16 protein-coding genes are annotated in these 20,734 nt (G+C 65.9%); 6 read left to right on the top strand and 10 right to left on the bottom strand.

The genetic code is table 11. From position 1 onward, the window contains the following. Positions 1 to 213: 213 nt before the first annotated feature. Positions 214 to 2,601: a DNA internalization-related competence protein ComEC/Rec2 gene (locus AC1DSJ_RS01275; RefSeq protein WP_441370808.1), complete on the top strand. Its 2,388-nt coding sequence runs from the start codon at positions 214 to 216 to the stop codon at positions 2,599 to 2,601. A gap of 41 nt (positions 2,602 to 2,642) precedes the next feature. On the opposite strand, the gene AC1DSJ_RS01280 is transcribed toward AC1DSJ_RS01275, so the two are convergent. The 6 genes from AC1DSJ_RS01280 to AC1DSJ_RS01305 form a co-directional block, all read right to left on the bottom strand. Then, positions 2,643 to 3,566: a TonB family protein gene (locus AC1DSJ_RS01280; protein ID WP_441370809.1), complete on the bottom strand. Its 924-nt coding sequence runs from the start codon at positions 3,564 to 3,566 to the stop codon at positions 2,643 to 2,645. A 164-nt stretch (positions 3,567 to 3,730) separates the two neighbouring features. Next, positions 3,731 to 5,212: a four-carbon acid sugar kinase family protein gene (locus AC1DSJ_RS01285; protein WP_441370810.1), complete on the bottom strand. Its 1,482-nt coding sequence runs from the start codon at positions 5,210 to 5,212 to the stop codon at positions 3,731 to 3,733. Beyond that, entirely contained in the window at positions 5,209 to 6,486 is a 1,278-nt protein-coding gene (locus AC1DSJ_RS01290) for a ribulose-bisphosphate carboxylase large subunit family protein (RefSeq protein WP_441370811.1), read from the bottom strand. Before AC1DSJ_RS01290 ends, AC1DSJ_RS01285 begins: the two co-directional genes overlap by 4 nt. 37 nt (positions 6,487 to 6,523) lie before the next feature. Next, positions 6,524 to 7,063, bottom strand: a complete 540-nt coding sequence (locus AC1DSJ_RS01295) for a VOC family protein (RefSeq protein WP_054425222.1) — start codon at positions 7,061 to 7,063, stop codon at positions 6,524 to 6,526. A 72-nt stretch (positions 7,064 to 7,135) separates the two neighbouring features. Beyond that, a complete protein-coding gene (locus AC1DSJ_RS01300) occupies positions 7,136 to 9,016 on the bottom strand; it encodes a TRAP transporter large permease (protein WP_054425224.1) in 1,881 nt (626 codons plus the stop codon). Positions 9,017 to 9,025: 9 nt separating this feature from the next. Next, entirely contained in the window at positions 9,026 to 10,048 is a 1,023-nt protein-coding gene (locus tag AC1DSJ_RS01305) for a TRAP transporter substrate-binding protein (RefSeq protein WP_054425226.1), read from the bottom strand. Positions 10,049 to 10,160: 112 nt separating this feature from the next. Between AC1DSJ_RS01305 and AC1DSJ_RS01310 the strand changes: the two genes are divergently transcribed. The 5 genes from AC1DSJ_RS01310 (at position 10,161) to AC1DSJ_RS01330 (ending at position 15,949) form a co-directional block, all read left to right on the top strand. Further along, positions 10,161 to 11,222, top strand: a complete 1,062-nt coding sequence (locus AC1DSJ_RS01310; RefSeq protein ID WP_441370812.1) for a LacI family DNA-binding transcriptional regulator — start codon at positions 10,161 to 10,163, stop codon at positions 11,220 to 11,222. Between the two features lie 117 nt (positions 11,223 to 11,339). Next, positions 11,340 to 12,539, top strand: coding sequence for an MFS transporter (locus tag AC1DSJ_RS01315; RefSeq protein ID WP_245636379.1), 1,200 nt, complete (start codon positions 11,340 to 11,342; stop codon positions 12,537 to 12,539). A gap of 16 nt (positions 12,540 to 12,555) precedes the next feature. Next, positions 12,556 to 13,800 carry an arsenic transporter gene (locus AC1DSJ_RS01320; protein WP_175169248.1) on the top strand — a complete coding sequence of 415 codons (1,245 nt, stop codon included), beginning with the start codon at positions 12,556 to 12,558 and terminating at the stop codon, positions 13,798 to 13,800. Between the two features lie 76 nt (positions 13,801 to 13,876). Next, the gene (locus AC1DSJ_RS01325) at positions 13,877 to 14,332 is read left to right on the top strand and encodes a MarR family winged helix-turn-helix transcriptional regulator (protein ID WP_441370813.1); all 456 of its coding nucleotides are present in this window, start codon (positions 13,877 to 13,879) and stop codon (positions 14,330 to 14,332) included. Positions 14,333 to 14,416: 84 nt separating this feature from the next. Continuing rightward, a complete protein-coding gene (locus tag AC1DSJ_RS01330) occupies positions 14,417 to 15,949 on the top strand; it encodes an MFS transporter (RefSeq protein ID WP_175169247.1) in 1,533 nt (510 codons plus the stop codon). 13 nt (positions 15,950 to 15,962) lie between these two features. Here the strand turns inward: AC1DSJ_RS01330 and AC1DSJ_RS01335 are convergent, their stop codons facing one another. From AC1DSJ_RS01335 to AC1DSJ_RS01350, 4 genes are read right to left on the bottom strand one after another with little or no spacing between them, the layout of a single operon-like run. Further along, positions 15,963 to 17,225 (bottom strand): nitrate- and nitrite sensing domain-containing protein, encoded by a 1,263-nt coding sequence (locus AC1DSJ_RS01335; protein WP_441370814.1) that lies wholly within the window; start codon positions 17,223 to 17,225, stop codon positions 15,963 to 15,965. Positions 17,226 to 17,252: 27 nt separating this feature from the next. Beyond that, the gene (gene cobA / locus AC1DSJ_RS01340) at positions 17,253 to 18,092 is read right to left on the bottom strand and encodes a uroporphyrinogen-III C-methyltransferase (RefSeq protein WP_441370815.1); all 840 of its coding nucleotides are present in this window, start codon (positions 18,090 to 18,092) and stop codon (positions 17,253 to 17,255) included. Between the two features lie 16 nt (positions 18,093 to 18,108). Beyond that, the gene (locus AC1DSJ_RS01345; protein WP_441371070.1) at positions 18,109 to 19,866 is read right to left on the bottom strand and encodes a bifunctional protein-serine/threonine kinase/phosphatase; all 1,758 of its coding nucleotides are present in this window, start codon (positions 19,864 to 19,866) and stop codon (positions 18,109 to 18,111) included. Positions 19,867 to 19,888: 22 nt separating this feature from the next. Continuing rightward, the gene (locus AC1DSJ_RS01350) at positions 19,889 to 20,701 is read right to left on the bottom strand and encodes a formate/nitrite transporter family protein (protein ID WP_054425243.1); all 813 of its coding nucleotides are present in this window, start codon (positions 20,699 to 20,701) and stop codon (positions 19,889 to 19,891) included. Positions 20,702 to 20,734 lie beyond the last annotated feature (33 nt).

The raw sequence follows: 20,734 nt of genomic DNA on the forward strand, positions 1-20,734 counted from the left end.
ATACGCAGTTTTTGGTATGTACCTTGAAAGCTGAATTGGGTAGCCCACCGCACGACGTATTGAGACGCTTGCGGCTTGCCGAGGTGGACAATTCCATTCACTGGATGACCCACTCGCCCTGTCCTCGTCCTACGCTCCTGGCTTTAGGAGAAGGACATCACCGGCCGTTCATTTTGCTTAGGGCTAGTGGCGGGCGCGGCGGGTGTGCAGTGCTTGCCGGCGTTGCCTGGGTTTTTTTCTTTGCTGTTAATTACCGGCTCAGGTGCTGTTGCGTGCGTGGTTTGGGTCCGCAGCAGCCGCGACACCGTTCGCGTCTTTTGTTCTTTGTTGCTGGGTCTTAGCAGCAGCACGCTCAACGCCAGTGTTCAGGCTCATGTTCGCCTGAATGACGCGTTGTCAGACTTGCATCAAGACCAGGTGTCCCGCTTGATTCTGCGCGTGGCGGAGCTGCCGGATGGTGATGACCGGCATCAGCGTTTTGTGGGCGAACTGGCGGAGCCGCCGCGCGCGGGCATTCCTTCGCGCGTGCAAGTCACGTGGCAGACGCCGCCCGGCGCATCGTCCGCCATGCCTGCTTTGGTTCCGGGTCAGGTCTGGCGCATGGCCGTGGTGTTGCGGCGGCCGCACGGGGTGTTGAACCCGGCAGGGCCGGACGCCGAAGCGCGAATGTTTGCGCGTGGGCTGCGTGCGGTGGGCACCGTGCGGGGGCAACCGCGCTTGTTGGATGATCAGCCCTGGGCGTCGGCGGGCATCGCCATCGAACGCGCGCGGCACCATGTGCGGGCGGGTTTGCGTAAGGCCTTGGGTGAACACCGCTATGCGCCGGTGTTGATTGCGTTGGCGATCGGGGATCAGGCGGGGGTGGCGCGCGATGACTGGCGCATCTTCAACCGCAGCGGCATTACGCATTTGGTCTCGATCAGTGGTATGCACGTGACGTCCATCGCGGGCATCGCGGGCGTGCTGGTGGCGGCGTTGTGGCGGCGCGCGCGATGGCGGGGCGCGGGGTTGGCGGAGTTTGCGCCGTCGCGCATTGCGGGCGGTGCGGCGGCGGCCGTGGTGGCGTTGTTGTATTGCCTGCTGGCGGGCTGGGGCGTGCCGGCGCGGCGTACGTTCTTCATGTTGTCGGTGGTGTTGGCGGCGGCGCTGTCGCGCTTGCCGTTGACGGCGGGCAGGGTGCTGGCGGGTGCGGGGGCGGCGGTGGTGGCGCTGGACCCCTGGGCGCCGATGTCGCCGGGGTTCTGGCTGTCGTTCGGGGCGGTAGCGATTCTGCTGCGCATTGCCGACATGCCATTCGATGCCGAGGCCCCTTGGCACAAGCGCTGGGCCAGCCGCTTGGAACAGGCCACGCGTTTGCAGTTGATCGTCACGTTGGGGCTGACGCCATTGCTGGCGTATCTGGTACATCAGGTGTCGGTTGGGTCGCCGCTGGCGAACGCGGTGGCGATTCCGTCCGTGACGTTCATCGTGACGCCGCTGGCCTTGTTGTGCGCGGCGTTGTCCGTGGTGCCAGGCGCGCAAGCCGTTGCGGGCTGGGTGGGGCAAATTGGGCTGGCGGCGTTTGATTACACAATGGTGCCGGTCGCGTGGGTGGGCAACGCGCAGTGGGCAAGCGTGTCCGTCGCGGCGGCGCCCTGGCCGTGGCTGCTGTGGGCGGTGGCGGGCATGGTCTGGGCGTTGCAGGTGCGGGGCTGGCCGGCGCGGCACTTGGGCTGGGTGTGCATGCTGCCCTTGCTATGTTGGCGTCCGGATCGTCCTGAACCCGGCCATTGGCGGATGAGCGCGTTGGATGTGGGGCAGGGCAGCGCGATTTTGGTTGAGACCGCCAGCCAGACCTTGCTGTTTGATGCCGGGCCACGGCATTACGGCGGCAGCGACGCAGGCGATCGCGTTGTCGCGCCGTTCCTGCAAGCACGCGGCATTGGGGCGCTGGACGTGCTGGTGTTGTCACACGCTGACCAGGACCACGTGGGCGGCGCGCGTGCGGTGCTGGCGGCAGTGCCGGTGCAGCGCAGCTACGCCTCGTTTGATGTTGCGGCGTTTGTGCGGCGGGACGCCAGCGTGTGGCCGGAGCCAGGTAAGGCCTCGCCCGGCACGCAAGCCACGTTGCCCGATCGCATGCTGCGCTGCCGTCGCGATGACGCTTGGGAAGTCGACGGCGTGCGGTTCACATTTCTGCATCCGGCCGATGGCGGCAGTGGCGCACCGGCAGACCGCAATGCCGATAGCTGCGTGCTGCGCGTGCAGGGCGCCAGCCACTCGCTACTGTTGACGGGTGACATTGGCGTGGCCCAAGAGCGGCAACTGGTCGCCCGCGGCGTACCGCCTACCGACGTCGTCCTAGCCCCGCACCATGGCTCGGCGTCGTCATCTGGCCGTGATTGGGTGATGGCGGTAAAGGCCAGCCATGCGATTGCGCAGGCCGGCCACTTGAACCGCTTTCGTCATCCCGCCCCGGCAGTGGAACGGCGTTGGTTGCGGGCGGGGGCGGCGTTCTGGCGCAGTGATCGTGACGGGGCGGTGATGGCGGAGTCGACCGAGCGCGTGCTGCGCGTGTGGTCGCAACGGGATCGCGCGCGGCGGTACTGGCATGGGAGGTAGACGGCTTCCCACCAACATCGACGGGCAGGTGCTGCCAAGCATCAGCGCCCGCTGATGCCAACGCCATCCCGAATCTGCCGGAACGCTGGCAACGCGCTGGCCATCGCTGCGCGTGTCGTCGCACACGCAAGGACGGCGCGGGCTTGCGGCGCGTCGTACAGCGCGGTGTATTGACGAATGTCACCGGCTCCCGCATTGCCTTGCATGCCGGGCGCCACCACGTAATCCACGCCATGGATGCCGGCCAAAGCAAAACTATCCAGCGTTTCCAACGTGGCGCCTTGCGCCGCCTGCACGTTGCGGACAGCGGCCAGTCTGGCGGCTTGGGCTTCAGGGGAATCGGGGGCGTGCTTGCTGGTGGCTTTCGTGACGCGCGTGGTTTGGTAGCCGACCGTGCAGACGATGTTGCCGCCGCCCACCGCGGGCGGGCCGCCGCTGGCGCTGGCGATTTCCACCAGCACGTCGTAGCGCGAGGTCTTGCGATGGCCCGCGATGTGGAAGGGAGCGGGCACGCTGATCTGTAAGCCCAGCGCGTCGTTGGCATAGGTGCGTTGGGCGGCCGGTGCGGGCGCGGCCGCACGCGGAGCGTTGCCGCTGCCTTCAACCACATACCGTACAGGCAGCATCAGGCTTTGCTTTTCCGCTTTGATATCGGGCGTGAAAGCGGGCAGGCGGCCCGCGCGGCGGATCATGGCGATGGTGGCGTCATCGACGGCGGGGTCGCCGGATGAGCGGCTGACCGTCACGGCATCGAGCGTGCCATCAGCCAGGATGTCGATGCGCACCTGGACGTCAAGCGTCCGGCCGGCGCGCAGGACGGCGGGCGGCGTGACGATCTTGCGCTGCACTTGCTTGCGGACGGCGGTGTTCCACTCGGCCTGTGTCGTCAACGTGTTGGCCGCGACGGGGGCGGACAGGCTAAGGACTAGCGCGGCAATGCAGGTTGCGCGGAACCGCCAAGGCATGGGGTGATCTCCTGGTTGGGGGGCGTGCGGCATGCTGCCGGACAAATCAGGGGGCAGCATAACCGACATGAATCCAACGCCAACCTACGGCCCAAACTGCGGCCCAGCCTACGGCCCAAACTGCGGCCCAGCCTACGGCCCAACCTACGGCCCAGCCTGCGGCGTCAGGCCGTGCCCGTCACCAGATCGTCGAACAGCAAATCACCGCCCATCTGTCCGCCCTTGAGCATCAATTCCACGCCGTCGACCAACGCGTTGTCGCTGCGGGCAATGCTGACGGTGACCCCGGGCGCGAGCACGCAGCGGAATGCAAGGCCCCAGAGCCCCAAGGCGAGCGTTGCCTGGCTGGAGGTGTCGCCGCCCGCGATACCGATGCGCGACAGGCGCGTGCCGCGTTCCGCGCTGGCGGCGATGATGTTCGCCGCCATTTGCGCGGTGGCGCGCGCGGTAGATGCAGCCTGATCCGCGGTGACGGCCTGATCGGGCCGGTCGGTATGGACCAGCACATTCTGGCCGCGTTGCAAGGCGGTTGCTGCGTGCTGGATTTGAGCGGCCGCATACGCCGGGTCATTCAGCAGTTGCTGCACGTTCAAGGGTTGATGCACGTAGCGCTGACACGCTGCGATCTGCCGGGCGGTGACGGGCGACAGGCTGCCCGCCACGACCAGCACCGGCCCCGATGCGGGTGGCAAAGGTGGGGCGGCAGGGCCGGCGGGGTCCAGGTGGCCGGTGTGACCGGTGTGGCCGGTGTGGCCAGTGTGGCCGGTGTGGCCAGCGTGACCCGGTGAAGCGGCCCGCGCCAGCGCCTGTTGCACGCTGCTGGGGCCAACCGCCAACAGCGGCACGCACGCGGCGGCGCGCCAGATCAGGCGGCCGATGACGGCAAGCTGCTCGTCATCGGTCAGGTCGAACAGCACGGGGCCGTCGGACGTTTCGATGATGTTGTCGATCCAGTCTTCCACGCGCGGCGCGTCATCCGCCATACGCAGGCGAGGGTAGGCGGTGTGCGGCACCGAGCGGATATCGGGCAGCCCCTGCGCGGCCAGATGCCGGCGCAAGTCGGCCTCGTGCATCGGTGTGACGGGATGCTGGCTCATGACCGGATGGCGGTCGATGCGATGGATCTCGGGCGATGCGCCGGCGCGCGCGAACAACTGCGCGAAGCTGCAATAGCGCCCGATGCTGGGCTGCCCGCCAACGATGGGCACCAGCGGGTTGGGCATGTGGCGGCGCAGTTCGCGGATGGCCACGCCGATGCTGCCGACGTGCGGCGCGCTGTCGAACGTGGAACAGCATTTGTAGTGCAGCACGCGCGCGCCGGTGCCGGCCATGAAGCGGCCGACGGCGCGCAGTTCGGTTTCCATGTCGGCGGGCGTCATGGCGCGCGCGGCGCCGGCGATGCCGATGGCGTCCAGCGGACCGGCGCGGCGCAGTTGCTCGGGCGATGGCACGCCCAGGAACAGCAGGCCGCGCAGGCCGGCGCGCGCCACTTCGGCCAGCGTGTCGGTGGCGCCGGTGAAGTCGTCGCCATACCAGCACACGCGCGGCGCGTGAACAACGGGCGCGTCGCGATGGGCCTCGCCCTGGGATTCACCCCCGGATTCGGTGGGGGACTTGGCCCGGGCTTCGTTACCTGCCGCAGTCATGCGCGGCTTCCGAAGAAGGCCAGCGCGCGTTGCAACTCCGGCGCATTCCGCGCGAAGTCGTCCAACGGCTGGCCTTCGCGCACCGCTTGCCAGGCTTGGCGGATGCTTTGCACGCCCGCAGCCGGGCCATCCGGGTGGGCCAGGATGCCGCCGCCGGACATGAACATCAGGTCGTCGGTGCGCACGGCGGCCCAGGTGGCGGGCACGGTGCCGGCCCATTGGCCGGACGAGAACGCGGGCATGACGGCGTCGTCGATGCCGGGCGTCAACGATGCCAGGCAGTCGCGCGCGGAGTCGACCACTTCGCGGTCGTCTTGCGCAAATTTTCCTTGCAGGCCGTGCACATGCATGTGGTCCACACCCGCCAGCCGCCACAGGGTCTGATACGCCTGAAAGCCCATGCCCAGGAGCGGATCGCGCGACAGTGCGCCGTAGCCGTTGCGATGGCCGTGCAGCGCCAGCGGCGTGCTGCGGCGCAGCGTCTGGATGGCCGAGAAGCCGCACCAGTTCAGGCTGGCCATGACGCAGGTGCCTTCCTCACGTTCGATCAGTTCTGCGTGGCGGCGCATGGCGTCGGTTTCGTCGCTGATGTTGAAGGCCACCATGACTTGCCGGCCCGTGCGGTCGCGGTGCGCGCGCACCACCGCCATGACGGCGGCCACCCGTTGCGCCAGCGGCGCGTGGGCGGGGTTGGCGCAGACTTCGTCGTCCTTGATGAAGTCCACCCCCGCCGCGCACAGCTGCGCCACCAGATGCGCGGTTTGTTCGGGCGACAGGCCGACGTTGGGCTTGATGATGGTGCCCACCAGCGGCCCTTGCGCCACGCCCGTCAACTGGCGCGTGCCGGCGATGCCCACTTGCGGCAGTTCAAACTGTGCGCGGTAGTTGGCGGGCAGCTCCATGCTTTCCAGGCGCAGGCCGGTGACTTCGCCCAGGTCGTACAGGTTGCCGCCGACAGTTGCGGCCAGCGTCGCCAGGTTGGCGCCTACGTTTGCCACCGGAAACGAAATGCGCACGCGGGCGCGCTGGTACGTGCCCGGCATGCCGCCCGGCTGGCGCGCCAGCCACGCGTTGGGCAGGCTGGGCGCAGTAACGGTGTCCAGCAGTTCAATGGACTCGACACGCGCGCGGGCCCGGGCGCGCAGTTCGTCGGTTTCACCTTGCACGCGGGTGAAGGTGCCGCAGGACTGTTCGCCGGCCATGACCTCCGCGACCCGTGCGGGGTCCATCGGGGTTTCGATCAGGTAGGTGGCGCTAAACGATTGGGAATTCATGGTGGCGGCGGACAACGGTGTCGAGTCGAAGGGGGCTTCAGAGGCGGGACAGATCGGGGAAGGGGCGGACGGGGTCTTTGCCATCCCAACCCGAGGCGCTTTCGCGGATCAGGTCGAACAAGCGGCCTTTGGGGCCGGCCACTTCAGACAGTTCGATCACCGTGCCGGGGTGGTATTCGGTATCGAAATAAATGAACCGGCCTTTCTCGCCGACTTCGCCGCTCATCTTGGGCTTGAAGCCTTGGGCCAGCAGGCGCTCCAGATCGGCGTCGTAGCTTTCGGTCCAGTAGGCCACGTGTTGCAGGCCGGTGCGGCCGGCTTGCAGGAAGTCGCGGTACATGGACGGCACGTCGTTGCGGGTCTGGATCAGTTCCACCTGCACGAAGCCGGAGTTCGCCAGCGCAACCGAGTTGTGCGGTTCGTAGTGTTCGCCGTCGTACTGGTAATTCACGATCGGCACGCGCGGGTTGTAGTACCACGGGCCCACGCCCAGCGTGGTGCTCCAGTACTCCATGGCGGCTTCGATGTCGTGCACGACATACCCAAGTTGGCGGATCTCGCCCAGGAAACGACTCATGATGGATCTTTATAAAGAGGGAGACGGAAGGGGAAGCGGCCCGACGCGCAATCACGTCCGGGCCGCGTCAGGTCACAGGAAGCCGATGGAGAACCAGGGGAAGGCCGCCACAACGATCAGCCCGATCAGCAGCGCGCCGATGTAGCCCCAGATCGGGCCGATGCCCTCGTTGGGGTCGACGCGGCTGATGGCGCAGGCGCCGTAGTAGCCCACGCCAAAGGGCGGTGCGAACAGGCCGATGCCCATGGCGAAGATCACGACCATCGCGTAGTGCACTTCATGCACGCCCGCCTGCACTGCGATCGGGAACAGCAGCGGCCCGAACAGCACGATGGCGGGGATGCCTTCCAGCACGCTGCCCAGAATGATGAAGGCCACGATGGACACGGCCAGGAAGCCGTAGCTGCCGCCGGGCATGCCGGCCATCAGGCGGGCCAGATCGCCCGAGAAACCCGATTGCGTCAGCGCCCAGGCCATGGCGGTGGCGCAGCCCACGATCAGCATGATGGCGCCCGACAAAGATGCCGTTTCGATCAGCATGGGCTTCAAGCGCGCCCAGTCAAAGCGGCGATAGATCAGGATGCCGATCACGGCCGAATACACGATGCCGATGGTCGAGACCTCGGTAGCGGTGGCCACGCCTTCGACGACCGCTGCGCGGATCACGAAGGGCAGGGCGACGGCGGGCAGCGCAATCACGAAGAAGCGGCCGATTTCCTTGAAGGAAAAGCGCTGCACAAGGCTCAGGTCTTCGCGGCGATAGCGCCACCACACCACCGAGCACAATGCCAGGCCCAGCACCACCGCGGGCAAGAGGCCGCCCGTGAACAGCGCCGCAATCGACACGCCCGTGACCGAGCCAATCGTGATCAGCACAATGGACGGCGGGATGGTTTCGGTTTGCGCGCCGGTAGCCGACAGCAGCGCCACCAGATCGCCCGGCTTGGCGCCGCGCTTCTGCATTTCCGGGAAGAGCACGGGCGCAATGGCCGCCATGTCGGCGATCTTCGAACCCGAAATGCCCGACACCAGGTACATCGCGCCAATCAACACATACGACAGGCCGCCGCGCACATGGCCCAGCAGGCTCGCCAGGAACTGGATCATGGCGCGCGCCATGCCGGTCATCTCAATCAGCGAACCCAGGAAGATGAAGAGCGGCACCGCCAGCAGCATCAGGTGCGACATGCCTTCGTCCAGCCGGCCCACCATCACTTCCATCGGCGTGTTGGTCGTCAGCGCCAGGTACGAGAACGTGGCCAGCGCAAACGAGAACGCAATCGGCACGCCCGAGAACACCGTGGCCGCCACAATGCCCACAAAGAAGATCACCAGATTCAGCTTGCCCAGCCCCTTGAACAGCGGCTGCGCGAACCAGAATAGGGCGACGACGACCGCCACGCCCGCCAGCGCCATCAGCACTTGCGGCAAGGGCTGCGTGCGCAAGAGACGCAACAACGCCACCACCGCCATCAGCGCCATGCCGATGGGAATGGCCGATGCGCGCCACGCGTTGCTGAGCTCAAGCGCGGGCGTGATGATGAAGTGTTCTTCGTGCGCGTACTCGATGGCGGGCGCCAGGATCATCACCAGAAACGCCAGCGATGCCGCCAGCGCCACGGTTTCCAGCTGCGCGCGCCGTGCGGGGCTGACGTTGTTGACCAGCGCGGTCATGCGCATGTGCTCGCCGCGCCGCAACGCGACCACCGCGCCCAGCATGGACAGCCACAGGAACAGGATCGAGGCGAGCTCATCGGACCAGACCAGCGGGCTGTGGAACGCGTAGCGCGCCACCACACCCGCAAACAGCACGATGATTTCGACGAGCACAATCGCGGCCGCGACGTGTTCAACCACGCAGCCAAGCGCGCTGTCCAGGGCGTTGGCCGCCCGCCGCAAGGGGTTGGCGGGCAGCACCGGGGCGGCCGTGTGGGGGGCGGACAAGGAAGACATGGCGCGACCTCAGGCCAGCTTGCCGACGCTTTGTTCCAGCAGCGACCAGGCTTCGTTGCCGAAGCGGCCTTGCCATTCCTTGTAGAAGCCCGCCGTGCGCAGTTGTTCGCGGAAGCTGTCGGCGGCCGGCTGATTGAATTGCAGGCCCTTGGCTTCCAGGTCGGACTGCACCGAGGCGTTCAGCTTCTTGATGTCTTCGCGCTGCGCAAGACCCGCTTCGTTGATGCCGCGCGCAACAACCGTCTTCAGGTCTTCCGGCAGGCCTTCCCACATGCGGCCGTTGGCGATGAACCAGTAGCCGTCCCAGATGTGATTGGTCAGCGAGCAGTACTTCTGCACTTCGTACAGCTTGGCGACCTGGATGATGGGCAGCGGGTTTTCCTGCGCGTCCACGACCTTGGTCTGCAACGACGAATAGACCTCGCTGAATTGCAGGCTGGCGGGCGCGGCGCCCAGGCCCTTGAACATGGAGATCGGCAGCGAGCTCACGGGCACGCGGATCTTCAGGCCGTTCATGTCGGAAGCGGAAGCCACCGGCGCCTTGCTGCTGGTGGTTTGGCGAAAGCCGTTGTCCCACATCTTTTCAAAGGCGTAGAGCTTGCGCTGCGCGATGGCGGCGCGCACGTGCGCACCGAGTGCGCCGTCCATGGCGCCCCAGACCTGGTTGTAGTCCTTGAACGCGAAACCCACGGCGTTGATGGCGGCCACCGGCACCAGGGTGGCGATCACCAGCGCCGACGGCGTGAAGAAGTCGATGCCGCCCGAGCGCACTTGCGCCAGCATGTCGGTGTCGCCGCCCAGCTGGTTGTTCGGGAAAATCTTGATGTCCACGCGGCCGTTGCTTTCCTTCAGGATGCGTTCGGCGGCTTCCTGGGCGCGTACGTTCAGCGGGTGCGTCACCGGCAGGTTGTTGCCGTACTTGAGCGAGTAGTCGGCGGCGCGGGCAATCAGCGGGAATCCCCCGCCCAGGGCGACGGCGGCGGGAACGGCGCAAAGGCGGCGCAAGGCACTGCGGCGTGTCAGCAGCTTCATGGTTGTCTCCATAATCGTAGTTATGATGTTTTTTGATGTGCCACAAATACGCCAATACCATGCGGCAGACTGGACAATAGTGAATAGGCAGTATCATCGTCAAACCTTATTCATGATGGTTTTTGATGTGAATAAACCTGCTCCCGAACGCAAGCTGGCGCGCTTGGCCGATGTGGCCGAGCGCGCTGGCGTCTCCACCGCCACGGCCGACCGCGTGTTGAACCGCCGGCCCGGCGTGCGCGCCAATACGGCGCAAAAGGTCTTCAAGGCCGCCATCGAACTGGACTACCTGCCTGAACAGGAGCTGAGCGCTGCTGCGCCTGCGGAACCGATGCGGCTGGTGTTCCTGCTGCCGCGCGGCAGCAACCGCTATCTGCGCATGCTGGGCGACACCGTCAGCTACGCGCATGAACATTTCGGGCCGCTGAACGCCAAGTGCCAGATCGAATACGTGGAAAGCTTCAACCCCGATGCGCTGGCGCAGGCCTTGGCCAAGCACGGCAAACGCGCCGACGGCATTGCTTTCATGGCGCTGGAGCACCCGGTGGTGCGCGAAGGCGTCAATGCGCTGGCGGAGCAGGGCGTGCCCACGGTGACCTTGATTTCCGATATCGCCAATAGCGCGCGAACGGCCTATGTGGGGCTGGACAACCGCGCCGCCGGCCGCACGGCGGGCTATCTGATCGCGCGCTTCATTGGCTTGCGCGCGGCGCACGTGGCGCTGATTGCCGGGTCGCGCCATTACCGCGCGCATGAGGAACGCGAAAGCGGTTTCCTTCAGCTGTATGCCGAACAATTCCAGGCGATGCAGGTAGTGGACTTGCGCGAAGGCTATGACGACGCGCAGCGCAACTACGAACAGACGCGCCAGCTGCTGGAGCAATATCCGAACCTGGCGGGTATCTACAACATCGGCGGCGCGTCCGACGGTGTCGCCCGCGCACTGAAGGAAGCGGGCCTGCAACATCGCGTGGTGTTCATCGGCCACGGCCTGACGCCCGACACCCGTTCGTTACTGATCGACGGCACGATGGATGCCGTCATCACGCAAAGCCCGATGGAAGCGCTGATGAGCTGCGTGCGCATCTTCTGCAACCTGCGCGACAAACGCAGCACGATGAACGGGGTGGAACTGGCGCGCAGCCAGGTGATCTTTCGAGAGAATCTGCCGTAGCCGCGTGAAGGATTGAAACGGCAATTCTTTTTATTGCCATGCCTGTCTACAATCCGCCATCTGCGGCCCACGGCTTTCATCGCTACCTTGCCATCTCCATCCTCTGCTTCGCGTCCTTTGGACTGGCTGAACTTTTTCGCGGCCGATGTCCGGGATGGCCTTGGGCCATATCTGGCCATCTATTTGCTTGCGGTGCACCAGTGGCGGCCTGACAGCATCGGTCTTGTCATGACCATTTCCGGGTTGGCGGCGCTGGCGGCGCAAACACCGGCTGGCGCGCTGGTCGACCGCACGGCGAACAAGCGCAGGCTGTTGATGGCGGCCGCCATCCTGGTGACAGTGGCGTGCATGGCGGTGCTGGCGAATGACAATTTTGCGTGGGTCACGGTCACGCAGGCGCTGGCGGGCATCGCGTCGTCGGTCTTCGCGCCGGCGATCGCGGGCATCACCTTGGGGCTGACCGCCGCCAACGGATTTACCCGGCGTATCGCGCGCAACGAATCGTATAACCATGCCGGCAACGCGTTTGCCGCCTTGCTGGCCGGCGGCCTGGCGTATGTGTGGGGGCCGGTGGCCGTGTTTTACCTGATGGCGGCGATGGCGCTGGCCAGCCTGGCCGCGGCGTCGCGCATCCCCGCGCATATTGATGTGGACCGCGCTCGCGGGCTGGACCACGACGCCGCTGCCGACGCCCACCCCGTTGCCCTGCGCCAGTTGCTCAGCAACCGGTCACTGCTGTTGCTGGCCTTGAGCTGCGCCCTGTTCCACCTGGCCAATGCCGCCATGCTGCCGCTGGTGGGCCAGAAGCTGGCGCTGGCGAACCCCGCGCTTGCCACGCCGCTGACCGCCGCCTGCATCGTCGCCGCGCAATTCGTCATGATTCCGGCGGCGATGGCGGTGGGGCGCTATGCCGACCGCCTGGGCCGCAAGCGCTTGTTGCTGATCGGATTCCTGATCCTGCCGTTGCGCGGCGTGCTGTACACCTTTTCGGACCACACCGCATGGCTGGTGGCCGTGCAGTTGCTGGACGGCGTGGGCGCGGGTATCTTCGGGGCCGTCCTGCCTTTGATGGTGCTGGACCTGACCCAAGGCACCGGGCGTTTCAACGCCAGCCTGGGCGCGGTGACCACGGTGTTTGGCATCGGTGCGTCGCTGAGCAACGGCGTGGCCGGCGTGATCGTTCAGCAGGCGGGCTACAGTGCTGCTTTTCTCGCTTTGGCCGGCATCGCGGCGCTCGCGTGCGTCACGTTGCTGGCCTTGCCAGAGACGCGCAAGGCGCTCGTAAAACCCACCACTTCCGTCTCTTCCCTTTCCTGATTTCTTGCCGGTAAGCATGTCTTTGTCCAATGCACTGATCTGGTTGATTGCCGCGGCAACCACCATGGCCATCTTGTTTCGCCCCTGGCGGTTGCCTGAATACGTCTGGGCCTGTGCGGGCGCCGTCGCGCTGGTGGGGTTGGGCTTGCTGCCGGCCGCCCAGGCGGGCAGCGCCATCCTGGAAGGCACGGATGTCTATCTGTTCCTGATCGGCATGATGCTCGTGGCCGAGGTGGCCCGGCAGGCAGGGCTGTTCGACTGGCTGGCGGTGGCGGCGGCCGATCATGCGGGCGGCTCGGCGCGGCGGCTGTTCGATCTGGTATTCCTGGTGGGCACGGTGGTCACGGTGCTGCTGTCCAACGATGCGACGGCGGTGGTGCTGACACCGGCCGTCTATGCCGTGGCGCGCGTGGTGGGCGCGCCGCCGTTGCCGTATCTGTACGTGTGCGCGTTCATCGCCAACGCGGCAAGCTTCGTGCTGCCGATTTCGAATCCCGCCAATCTGGTGGTGTTTGGCGACCGCATGCCCGCACTGATGCCTTGGCTGGCGCACTTTGCGCTGCCTTCCGTGCTGGCGATTGCGTCCACCTACGTCACGCTGCGGCTGGTGTTTCGCGACGACTTGCGACAGCCGCTCAAGCCATCGCCGCCGCTGCCGCCGATGACGCCGGCCTTGCGGATTGCGGCGGTCGGCGTGGCGGGCACGGCGTGCACCTTGCTGATCACGTCGGCGCTGGGCTACCGGCTGGGCATGCCCACCTTGGTCGCGGGGTCCGCCTCGGCGGTGCTGGTGCTGGGCGTGACGCGGTCCAGCCCATGGCGCCTGATCAAGGGCGTCGCCTGGGGCGTTCTGCCCTTGGTGGCCGGCTTGTTCGTATTGGTGCAAGGCATGGCTGCAAGCGGCGTGCTGCAAGACCTGGCGCAGCTGATGCGAGGCCTGTCCGCCAACGCCGCGCTGTGGGCCAGCGGCATCGGCGCGGCGCTGTCGGGCAATGTCATCAACAACTTGCCGGCGGGTCTGATGGCGGGATCGTTGGCGCGCATGGCTGACCTGCCCAGCGGCACAACCGCCGCGTTGCTCATCGGTATCGACCTGGGGCCGAACCTGTCCGTGAGCGGCTCGCTCGCCACCTTGCTCTGGCTGCTGGCCGTGCGCCGCGAGGGCATGCATATCAGCGCGTTCAGTTTCCTGCGCCTGGGCCTCGTCGTGATGCCTCCCGCCCTGTTGCTGGCCCTGGCGGCGTTGCACCTGACGAATTGACGCCAGCGCTTGTGTTTTTACTGCCTAGGCAGATAAAATCCGGGAATTGCTTTTCGCTTTGATCTCCCAGACCGCCATGTCGCCTGCCAAACCTTCCGTGCTGGACAGTTTCTACACCGGTGAACTCGGCTTCATGGTGACGTCCGTGCGCGCCAGCATTCACGATGCGCTGGAGCGCGAACTGGCGCCGTATGACCTGACGACGCCGCAGTACGTGGTGCTGAACTGTCTGGCCAAGGGCTGGGGCCGTACGCTTAGCGACTTTTGCCGGGTGCTGGCTTATGACTCGGGCGCGATGACCCGCTTGCTGGATCGCATCGTGGCCAAGGGCTTTATCCGGCGGGTCGAGAACGAGGCGGATCGGCGCAGCTACCTGATCGAACTGACCGAGCTGGGGCAGGCCGCCTTGCCGCAAGCGCTGGACGCAACCGAAGTCGCCATGCGGCGTTTGCTGCAAGGGTTTTCAGAAGACGATGCCGAGACTCTGCACAAGCTGTTGTCGCGGCTGCTAATCAACGCGGGCAAGTGCTGAATCGGTCCGTCCGCATTTTTTTTATCTATTTATCTGCCTAGGCATATACAGCCTGGGCATAAATTCAAGAACACTCGCCGCACCATGCAAGCTTCCCCGCATCCTCCCATTCCCCCCGCCTTGCTGATGACGATCGGCGCGCTGACGTTTGTCGACTTCCTGCAAAACGGCATGGTCACGTTCGCGGCCTCGCCCATCATGGGTGAGATCGGCGCCAGCCCCGAGGAATACACCACCGTCGCGGTCATCTATGCCTGCGTGGCCGTGGTGATGATTGCGCTGCAAGGCTGGCTGGTGCATCACTTGGGCTTGCGGCGCTATCTGCTGGCGTCGTTGGGCGCGGCGGCGGCGGGGGCGGTGGTGTGTGCGCTGTCGCGCAGCGAAGCGGGGTTTCTGCTGGGCCGGGTGCTGATGGCAATGGGCTGCGCAGCAATGTTGACGTCATCGCGGCTGACGGTGAACCTGATTCCGCCAGGCCCCGCGCGTTTTCAGGGCATCAAGGCCTTGGCGACGGGGTTGTGCACGGGCACGGCGCTGGGGCCGTTGCTGGCGTCGGTGGCGGTGGATCAAACCGGCTGGCACGTGATGTTCTGGCTGGTCGCCGCGCTGTCGTTGCTGGCGATGATTCCGGTAGCGCTCGCCATGCCCGATCACGGTGGCGTGACGGTGGCAGGGCAGGCGCGGCTGGCGCCGATTGCGGCCTTGGGGCTGGGCAGTTTCTTGCTGCTGCACGCGTTGCAGCGGTCTTATTACGACTTTTTCAGCGACCGCCATCTGCTGGTGCTTTACGCCGCAGCGGGCTTGGCGGCGCTGGCGTTTTTCGTGCGCTCGGAAACGCGTCATGGCGCGCCGTTGCTGAAGCTGGGCGGCATGAAGGAAGTGCGCTTTCTGAGCGGCCTGGCGCTATTCATGTTTTGTTATCTGATGCTGGGCGCCAACGGCTATCTGGTGCCGTTGATGCTGCAACGCGCGCTGGGCTTGTCGTGGGCGAACACGGGCGTGTTCTTTGCGATGGGGCTGGGCGCGGGCGTGCTGACGTTTGCAGTGATGTCGCAGTTGCTTGCCCGCTGGCCGTCGCCGCGCAAATTCTTCGTGGCGGGTTTTACCGCGCTGGCGGCGTTTGCCGTGTTGATGTCGCGGCTGACGCCTTCGGCTGACCCCTGGACCGACGTGTTACCCGCGCTGGCCTGCTACGGCGTGTTCATCATGATCGTCATGCCGGCCACCGCCATGAACACCTTCACGGGGCTGACCCATGACCCCGCGGTGTTCGCGCATGCGCAGCAGGTGAAGAACATGCTGGCGCAGGTGGGGCAGGCGCTGGGCATCATGGTGGCGACGGTGGGCCAGCAGTGGTTCACGTCGGAACACTACAACGTGCTGATGGCGGGCATCGCCCAAGGCAACGCCAATTTTGAAGCGGCCAAGGCGCAGTTGAGCGGCGTCTACGCTGCGGCGGCCGACCCCGCGCGGGCGCAGCAGATGGCCATGGCGCATATCTCGCAATGGCTGGACCAGCAATCGGTGCTGCTGGCGAACCTGGATCATTTCCGGGTGCTGGCCGTGCTGGCGTTGGCCGGGGTGGTGGTCAGCGTCACGCAGCGGGTGTTTCGCTAGGCGGCGCGGCGGATCAATTCCCGGCCAGCTCGCCGATCACCTGGCGCGCCACGTCCGACAAGGACAGGCCGCCATCCATCGCCGCGCGTTGCAGCCGTTCGTGCGCGGCGTGCTCAGTCAGGCCGTAATGGCTGATCAGCAGCAGCTTGGCGCGATCAATGCGTTTCTTTTCTTCCAGCGCCCCGCGCATGGTGTGCAGCGCGTCGTCGGCGCGCTGCATGCGCAGCGTCTGCTCGCGCATCATGTCCAGAATCGACCGCTCCAATTCGCTGCCTACACCGTCAGGCGCGGGGGTGTCGACGATGCGGCTTTGCACGCTGAAGACCATGCTGGGCGCCTGGCCGCTGGCGTGCTCGGCATAGCGGCTGAGCAGCAGGCGGCGGTCGTCCAGTTCTTTGCGGGTGTCGGCGATACGGCGTTCGCACTGCTGCGCCAACGCCTGGGCCAGCAGGCTTTCCACTTCGCGCATGGCGTCGATGCGCGCGGTGCACAGGTCGAACCACAGTTCGGCAAGGCTGCCGTCTACGCGTTGCCCGTCGGCGGTGCGCTGCGCCATGTCGCGCATGCGTTCTACGGGTTCGCCTTGTTGCTGGATTTGTTCCCAAACCGTGCGCGGCGCGCCGTCAGCGTGTTCGGCGTAGATATCAAAACTGCGGCGCTGGTTGGCCGCCAGGCCCAGCATGCGGGCCTTTTGCGCGTCGCTGAAAAACCCGGCTGTAAATCCCATCACACCGCAAGCGCGTTCCTGCCCGCTCAGCTCTTTGCCTTGCATGAAGTTCAAGAGCGCGACCAGGATGCGGGTGACGCCGGGGTCCAGCGCCGAATCGGCCGCTTCGAACACCACGGCCAGCAGGCTGCCGATGACCTGTGTGAAGCGCGCATCGGCGTCCGCCACGGCGATGGCGCGGTCGCGGATCTGGCGGCGCAGGGCGGGCAGTTCGTCCAGCCGGAACAGGGCGAAGGCGATACCGTTGAGCAAGCGGGCCTTGCCGCTGCCATGCGCGGGGTCGGCCGCCAAGCCATCCAGGAAATGGCGCGCGTCGGCCTCGATGCGGACGGCGGTGTCGCTCAAGCCCGCCAGCGTGTGCTGCAAGCGTTCTTGCGGGCTGCAAAGCGTCAGGTTGGAGTAGCCGCGTTCCTTTTGCAGCGCGTGTACCAGCGCGCTGATGCGCACCACCAATTCACAGGTGCCGGCCAAGGCTTCCAGCCCGTGGAGCTCGCTGCGCCGGGCGGCAAGCAGAAAGCGCAAGGGCGGCGGCATGTGGCGTTCGGCCATGGCGGTCTCTTTGTCAGTCTCGGAAAGTCAGGCGCGGCGGCGCAAAACGGGTTCGGTGGACGTCAGCATCGGCGTATCTTTGGTGGAGGTCAGCATCGGCGTATCTTTGATGGACGTCAGCATCGGCGCATCCATTGGCGTATCCATGGCGCCGAAGACCTGGCAGGCGGCAACGTTGCCGATGACCAGCACGGCGGGGCTGCGCAATTGAAAGTCTTGGGCGTCGTGCGTCATGGCGGCCAGTGTCGAGCGGCATTCACGCTGGTCGGCCAATGATGCGCGTTCGATCATTGCCACGGGGGTGTCGGGCGCCATGCCGGCCGCCAGCAACTGGCTGCTCATGTCGTGCAATTTGGCCACTCCCATGTAGACCACCAGCGTGGTGCCGCTGCGTGCCAGCCCCGTCCAGTCGGGCATCGTGCCGTCCTGGGAATGAGCGGTGATCAGTGTAACGCCCTGAGCCATGCCGCGTTGGGTCAATGGGATGCCGCAGGCGGTGGCGGCGGCAAGGCCAGCGGTGATGCCGTTGATGATTTCGCAGCCTACGCCGTGGTCGCTGAGCCATTGCGCTTCTTCGCCGCCACGGCCAAAGATGCAGGGGTCGCCGCCTTTCAGGCGCGCCACGCGCAAGCCTTGCCGGGCATAGCGCAGCATCAAGCGCTGGATGAAGGCTTGCGGCGTGGAGCGGCAGCCGCCGCGCTTGCCGACATGGACCAAGCGGGCTTGCGCGCAGTAGTCCAGCACCTGCGGGTTGACCAGATCATCCACCAGCACGACGTCGGCCAGTCCCAGCGCACGCACGGCTTTGAGGGTCAGCAGTTCCGGGTCGCCAGGGCCGGCGCCAATCAACCAGACGGAAGGGTTCATGAGAGGGCTCCTGGATTCAACGATCAAGAAAAAGGATAAGGATCACGATCAGCTGCACCACGCACAGGCCTTTCCAAAAGGCGAGCGGATTGCGTTCCAGCAGCGGCAGGCGCGCTTGGTGGGCGGCGGACGCTGGCGGGTGACGCAGTACATGCGTGAATTCCGATAGCTCGGGCGTGCGCTCGGCCGGGTCGGGATGCAGGGCGCGGCTTAGCACGCCGTCAATCCAGGCGGGCAGTTCGCGCTCGCGGTCCAGCACCGACACATAGTTCAAGCGCAACTGTGCGGCGCGGCTGCGGGCGCGCGCCACGTCAGCGCCATAAGGCAGACGGCCGGACAGCATCTGGTAGAGCATTGCGGCCAACGAATACAAGTCAGACCGCGCCGTGCCGGCTTCGCCCAGGAACAGCTCGGGCGCGGCGTATTGCGCCGTGCCCAGCATCGGGGGGGCGTCGTCATCTTGCGCGCTGCGGTCCAAGAGGCCGGCGGCCTGCGTGGAGCCCAGGTCGATGATCGTGGCCTTGCCGTCGTCGCCCACCAAAATGTTGTCGGGCCGCAAATCGTTGTGCACGATCTCCAGCCGGTGAAACGCTTGCAGGCCGCGCGCAATCTGTTCGATCAGCGCCACCGCTTGCTCCAGCGTGGGGCGGGGGTGGTCGGCCATCCATCGCGTCAGCGTGCGGCCCGCAATGCACTCGCTGACCGTGTATAGATAGCGGCGCGCGCGCGGCATCGGCCAGGCGCGCACCACGTGGCGGCTGTCGATGCGGCGGGCAATCCACTCTTCGGTCATCAGCCGTTCCAGATACGCCGGGTCATGCCGCAAGTCCAACGACGGAATCTTGATGACCACGGCGTCGCCGCTGGCAATGTCTTGGGCCAGGTAGACGTGGCTGCGATGGCTGGCGCGAAGTTCATCCTGAATGCGGAAGCCTTCAAATTCCATGCCGGCGGCCAGCAACGGCGGGCAGGGCAGGTTCAGGCTGTAGCGCGCAATTTCGTCGGCGCGGCGCGGGGGCAGGGCATCGATACGCACCAGCTGCACGGTCAGGTTGTCGTCGCTGCCGCGTTCAAACGCCAGTTGCACCAGCGCGCGCGCCGCATCGTCCAGCGCGTCGGGATGCATCGCGATGGCGTGCGTGACGTCCTGCGCATGGATGTATTCGTAGACGCCATCGGTTGCCAGCAGGAACACGTCGCCCAGCTCCAGCGGCTGGGTGTGATAGTCAATCTCCAAGTGCGGCGCCAGGCCCAGCGCGCGGCCCAGATAGCTTTTGTCTTGCGAGATCCACACGCGGTGGTCGTCGGTTAGCGGTTCCATCGCGCCGCCGCGCAGCCGGTAGATGCGCGCATCGCCAATGTGCAAGATGTGCGCGGTCGTCGCCTTCAGCACCATCACCGTCAGTGTGCAGACGTAGCCGCGGTCGGCGTCGCGCGGCTGGTCGGGGTGATGGCGCTGGCGGGTCTGCGCATGCAGCCAGCCGTTGGTGGCGCTGAGCACCTTGTGCGCCGACTTCTTCACCGACCACGTTTCGGGCGTGCAGTAATAGTCTTCCAGGAAGCTGGCCACGGCGGTTTCGCTGGCGATGTGGCTGACCTGGCTGCTGCTGATGCCGTCGGCCAGCGCGATGGCGATGCCCTTGGCGCCCAGCAGCGGTTCGGCCGGCACGCACAGGCCGTGAAAGTCCTGGTTGACCGGCTTGCGCCCCGGCTCGGTGTGCTGGCCCACCGCCACCTGCAAGCAGGCGGCGGCGCCGGGGGCGGGGCGGTCCATCACGGCGCGCGTCCTGGCGGGATCAGTTGAAGCGGCGCTTGGGCGCGGTCTTCATGTGCGTCGTGTAGAGCGTCAGGCCGGTCAGAGAGATGCCGCCGATCAGGTTGCCCAGCACCACCGGGATTTCGTTCCAGATCATGTAGTCCATGATCGAGAAGTTGCCGCCCATGATCATCGCCGACGGAAACAGGAACATGTTGACGATGGAATGCTCGAAGCCCATCGCAAAGAACAGCATCACCGGCATCCACATGGCGATGACCTTGCCGCTGACCGACGTCGAGATCATCGCGCCCACCACACCCAGCGACACCATCCAGTTGCACAGCACGCCGCGAATGAAGATGGTCAGCATGCCGCCCGCGCCGTATTCCTTGTAGCCCAGCGTGCGGTTTTCACCGATGTGCGAAATGACCTGCCCGACCTTGTTGGGCGGCACGGAAAACCCGTAGGTGAACACGATGGCCATCAGCACCGCCACCGTCAGCGCACCGGCGAAGTTGCCGATGAAGACAAAACCCCAATGCTTCAGGATGGCTTTCACGGTGACGCCGGGCCGCTTGTCAAAGAGCGCTAGCGGCGTCAGCACGAACACGCCCGTCAGCAGGTCAAAGCCCATCAGGTACAGGATGCAGAAGCCCACTGGGAAGAGGGCCGCGCCCAGAATGGGCGACTCGGTTTGCACCGTGACCGTCACGGCGAACACGGCGGCAATCGCCAAAATGGCGCCGGCCATGAAGGCGCGGATCAGGACGTCACGGGTCGCCATGTAGATTTTCGACTCGCCCGCGTCCACCATTTTGGTGACGAATTCGGAAGGTACCAGGTAGGACATGATGATTCCCTATTGCGTTGTAGGTAAGAGGGC

Source organism: Achromobacter sp. 01N37 (assembly GCF_056399725.1).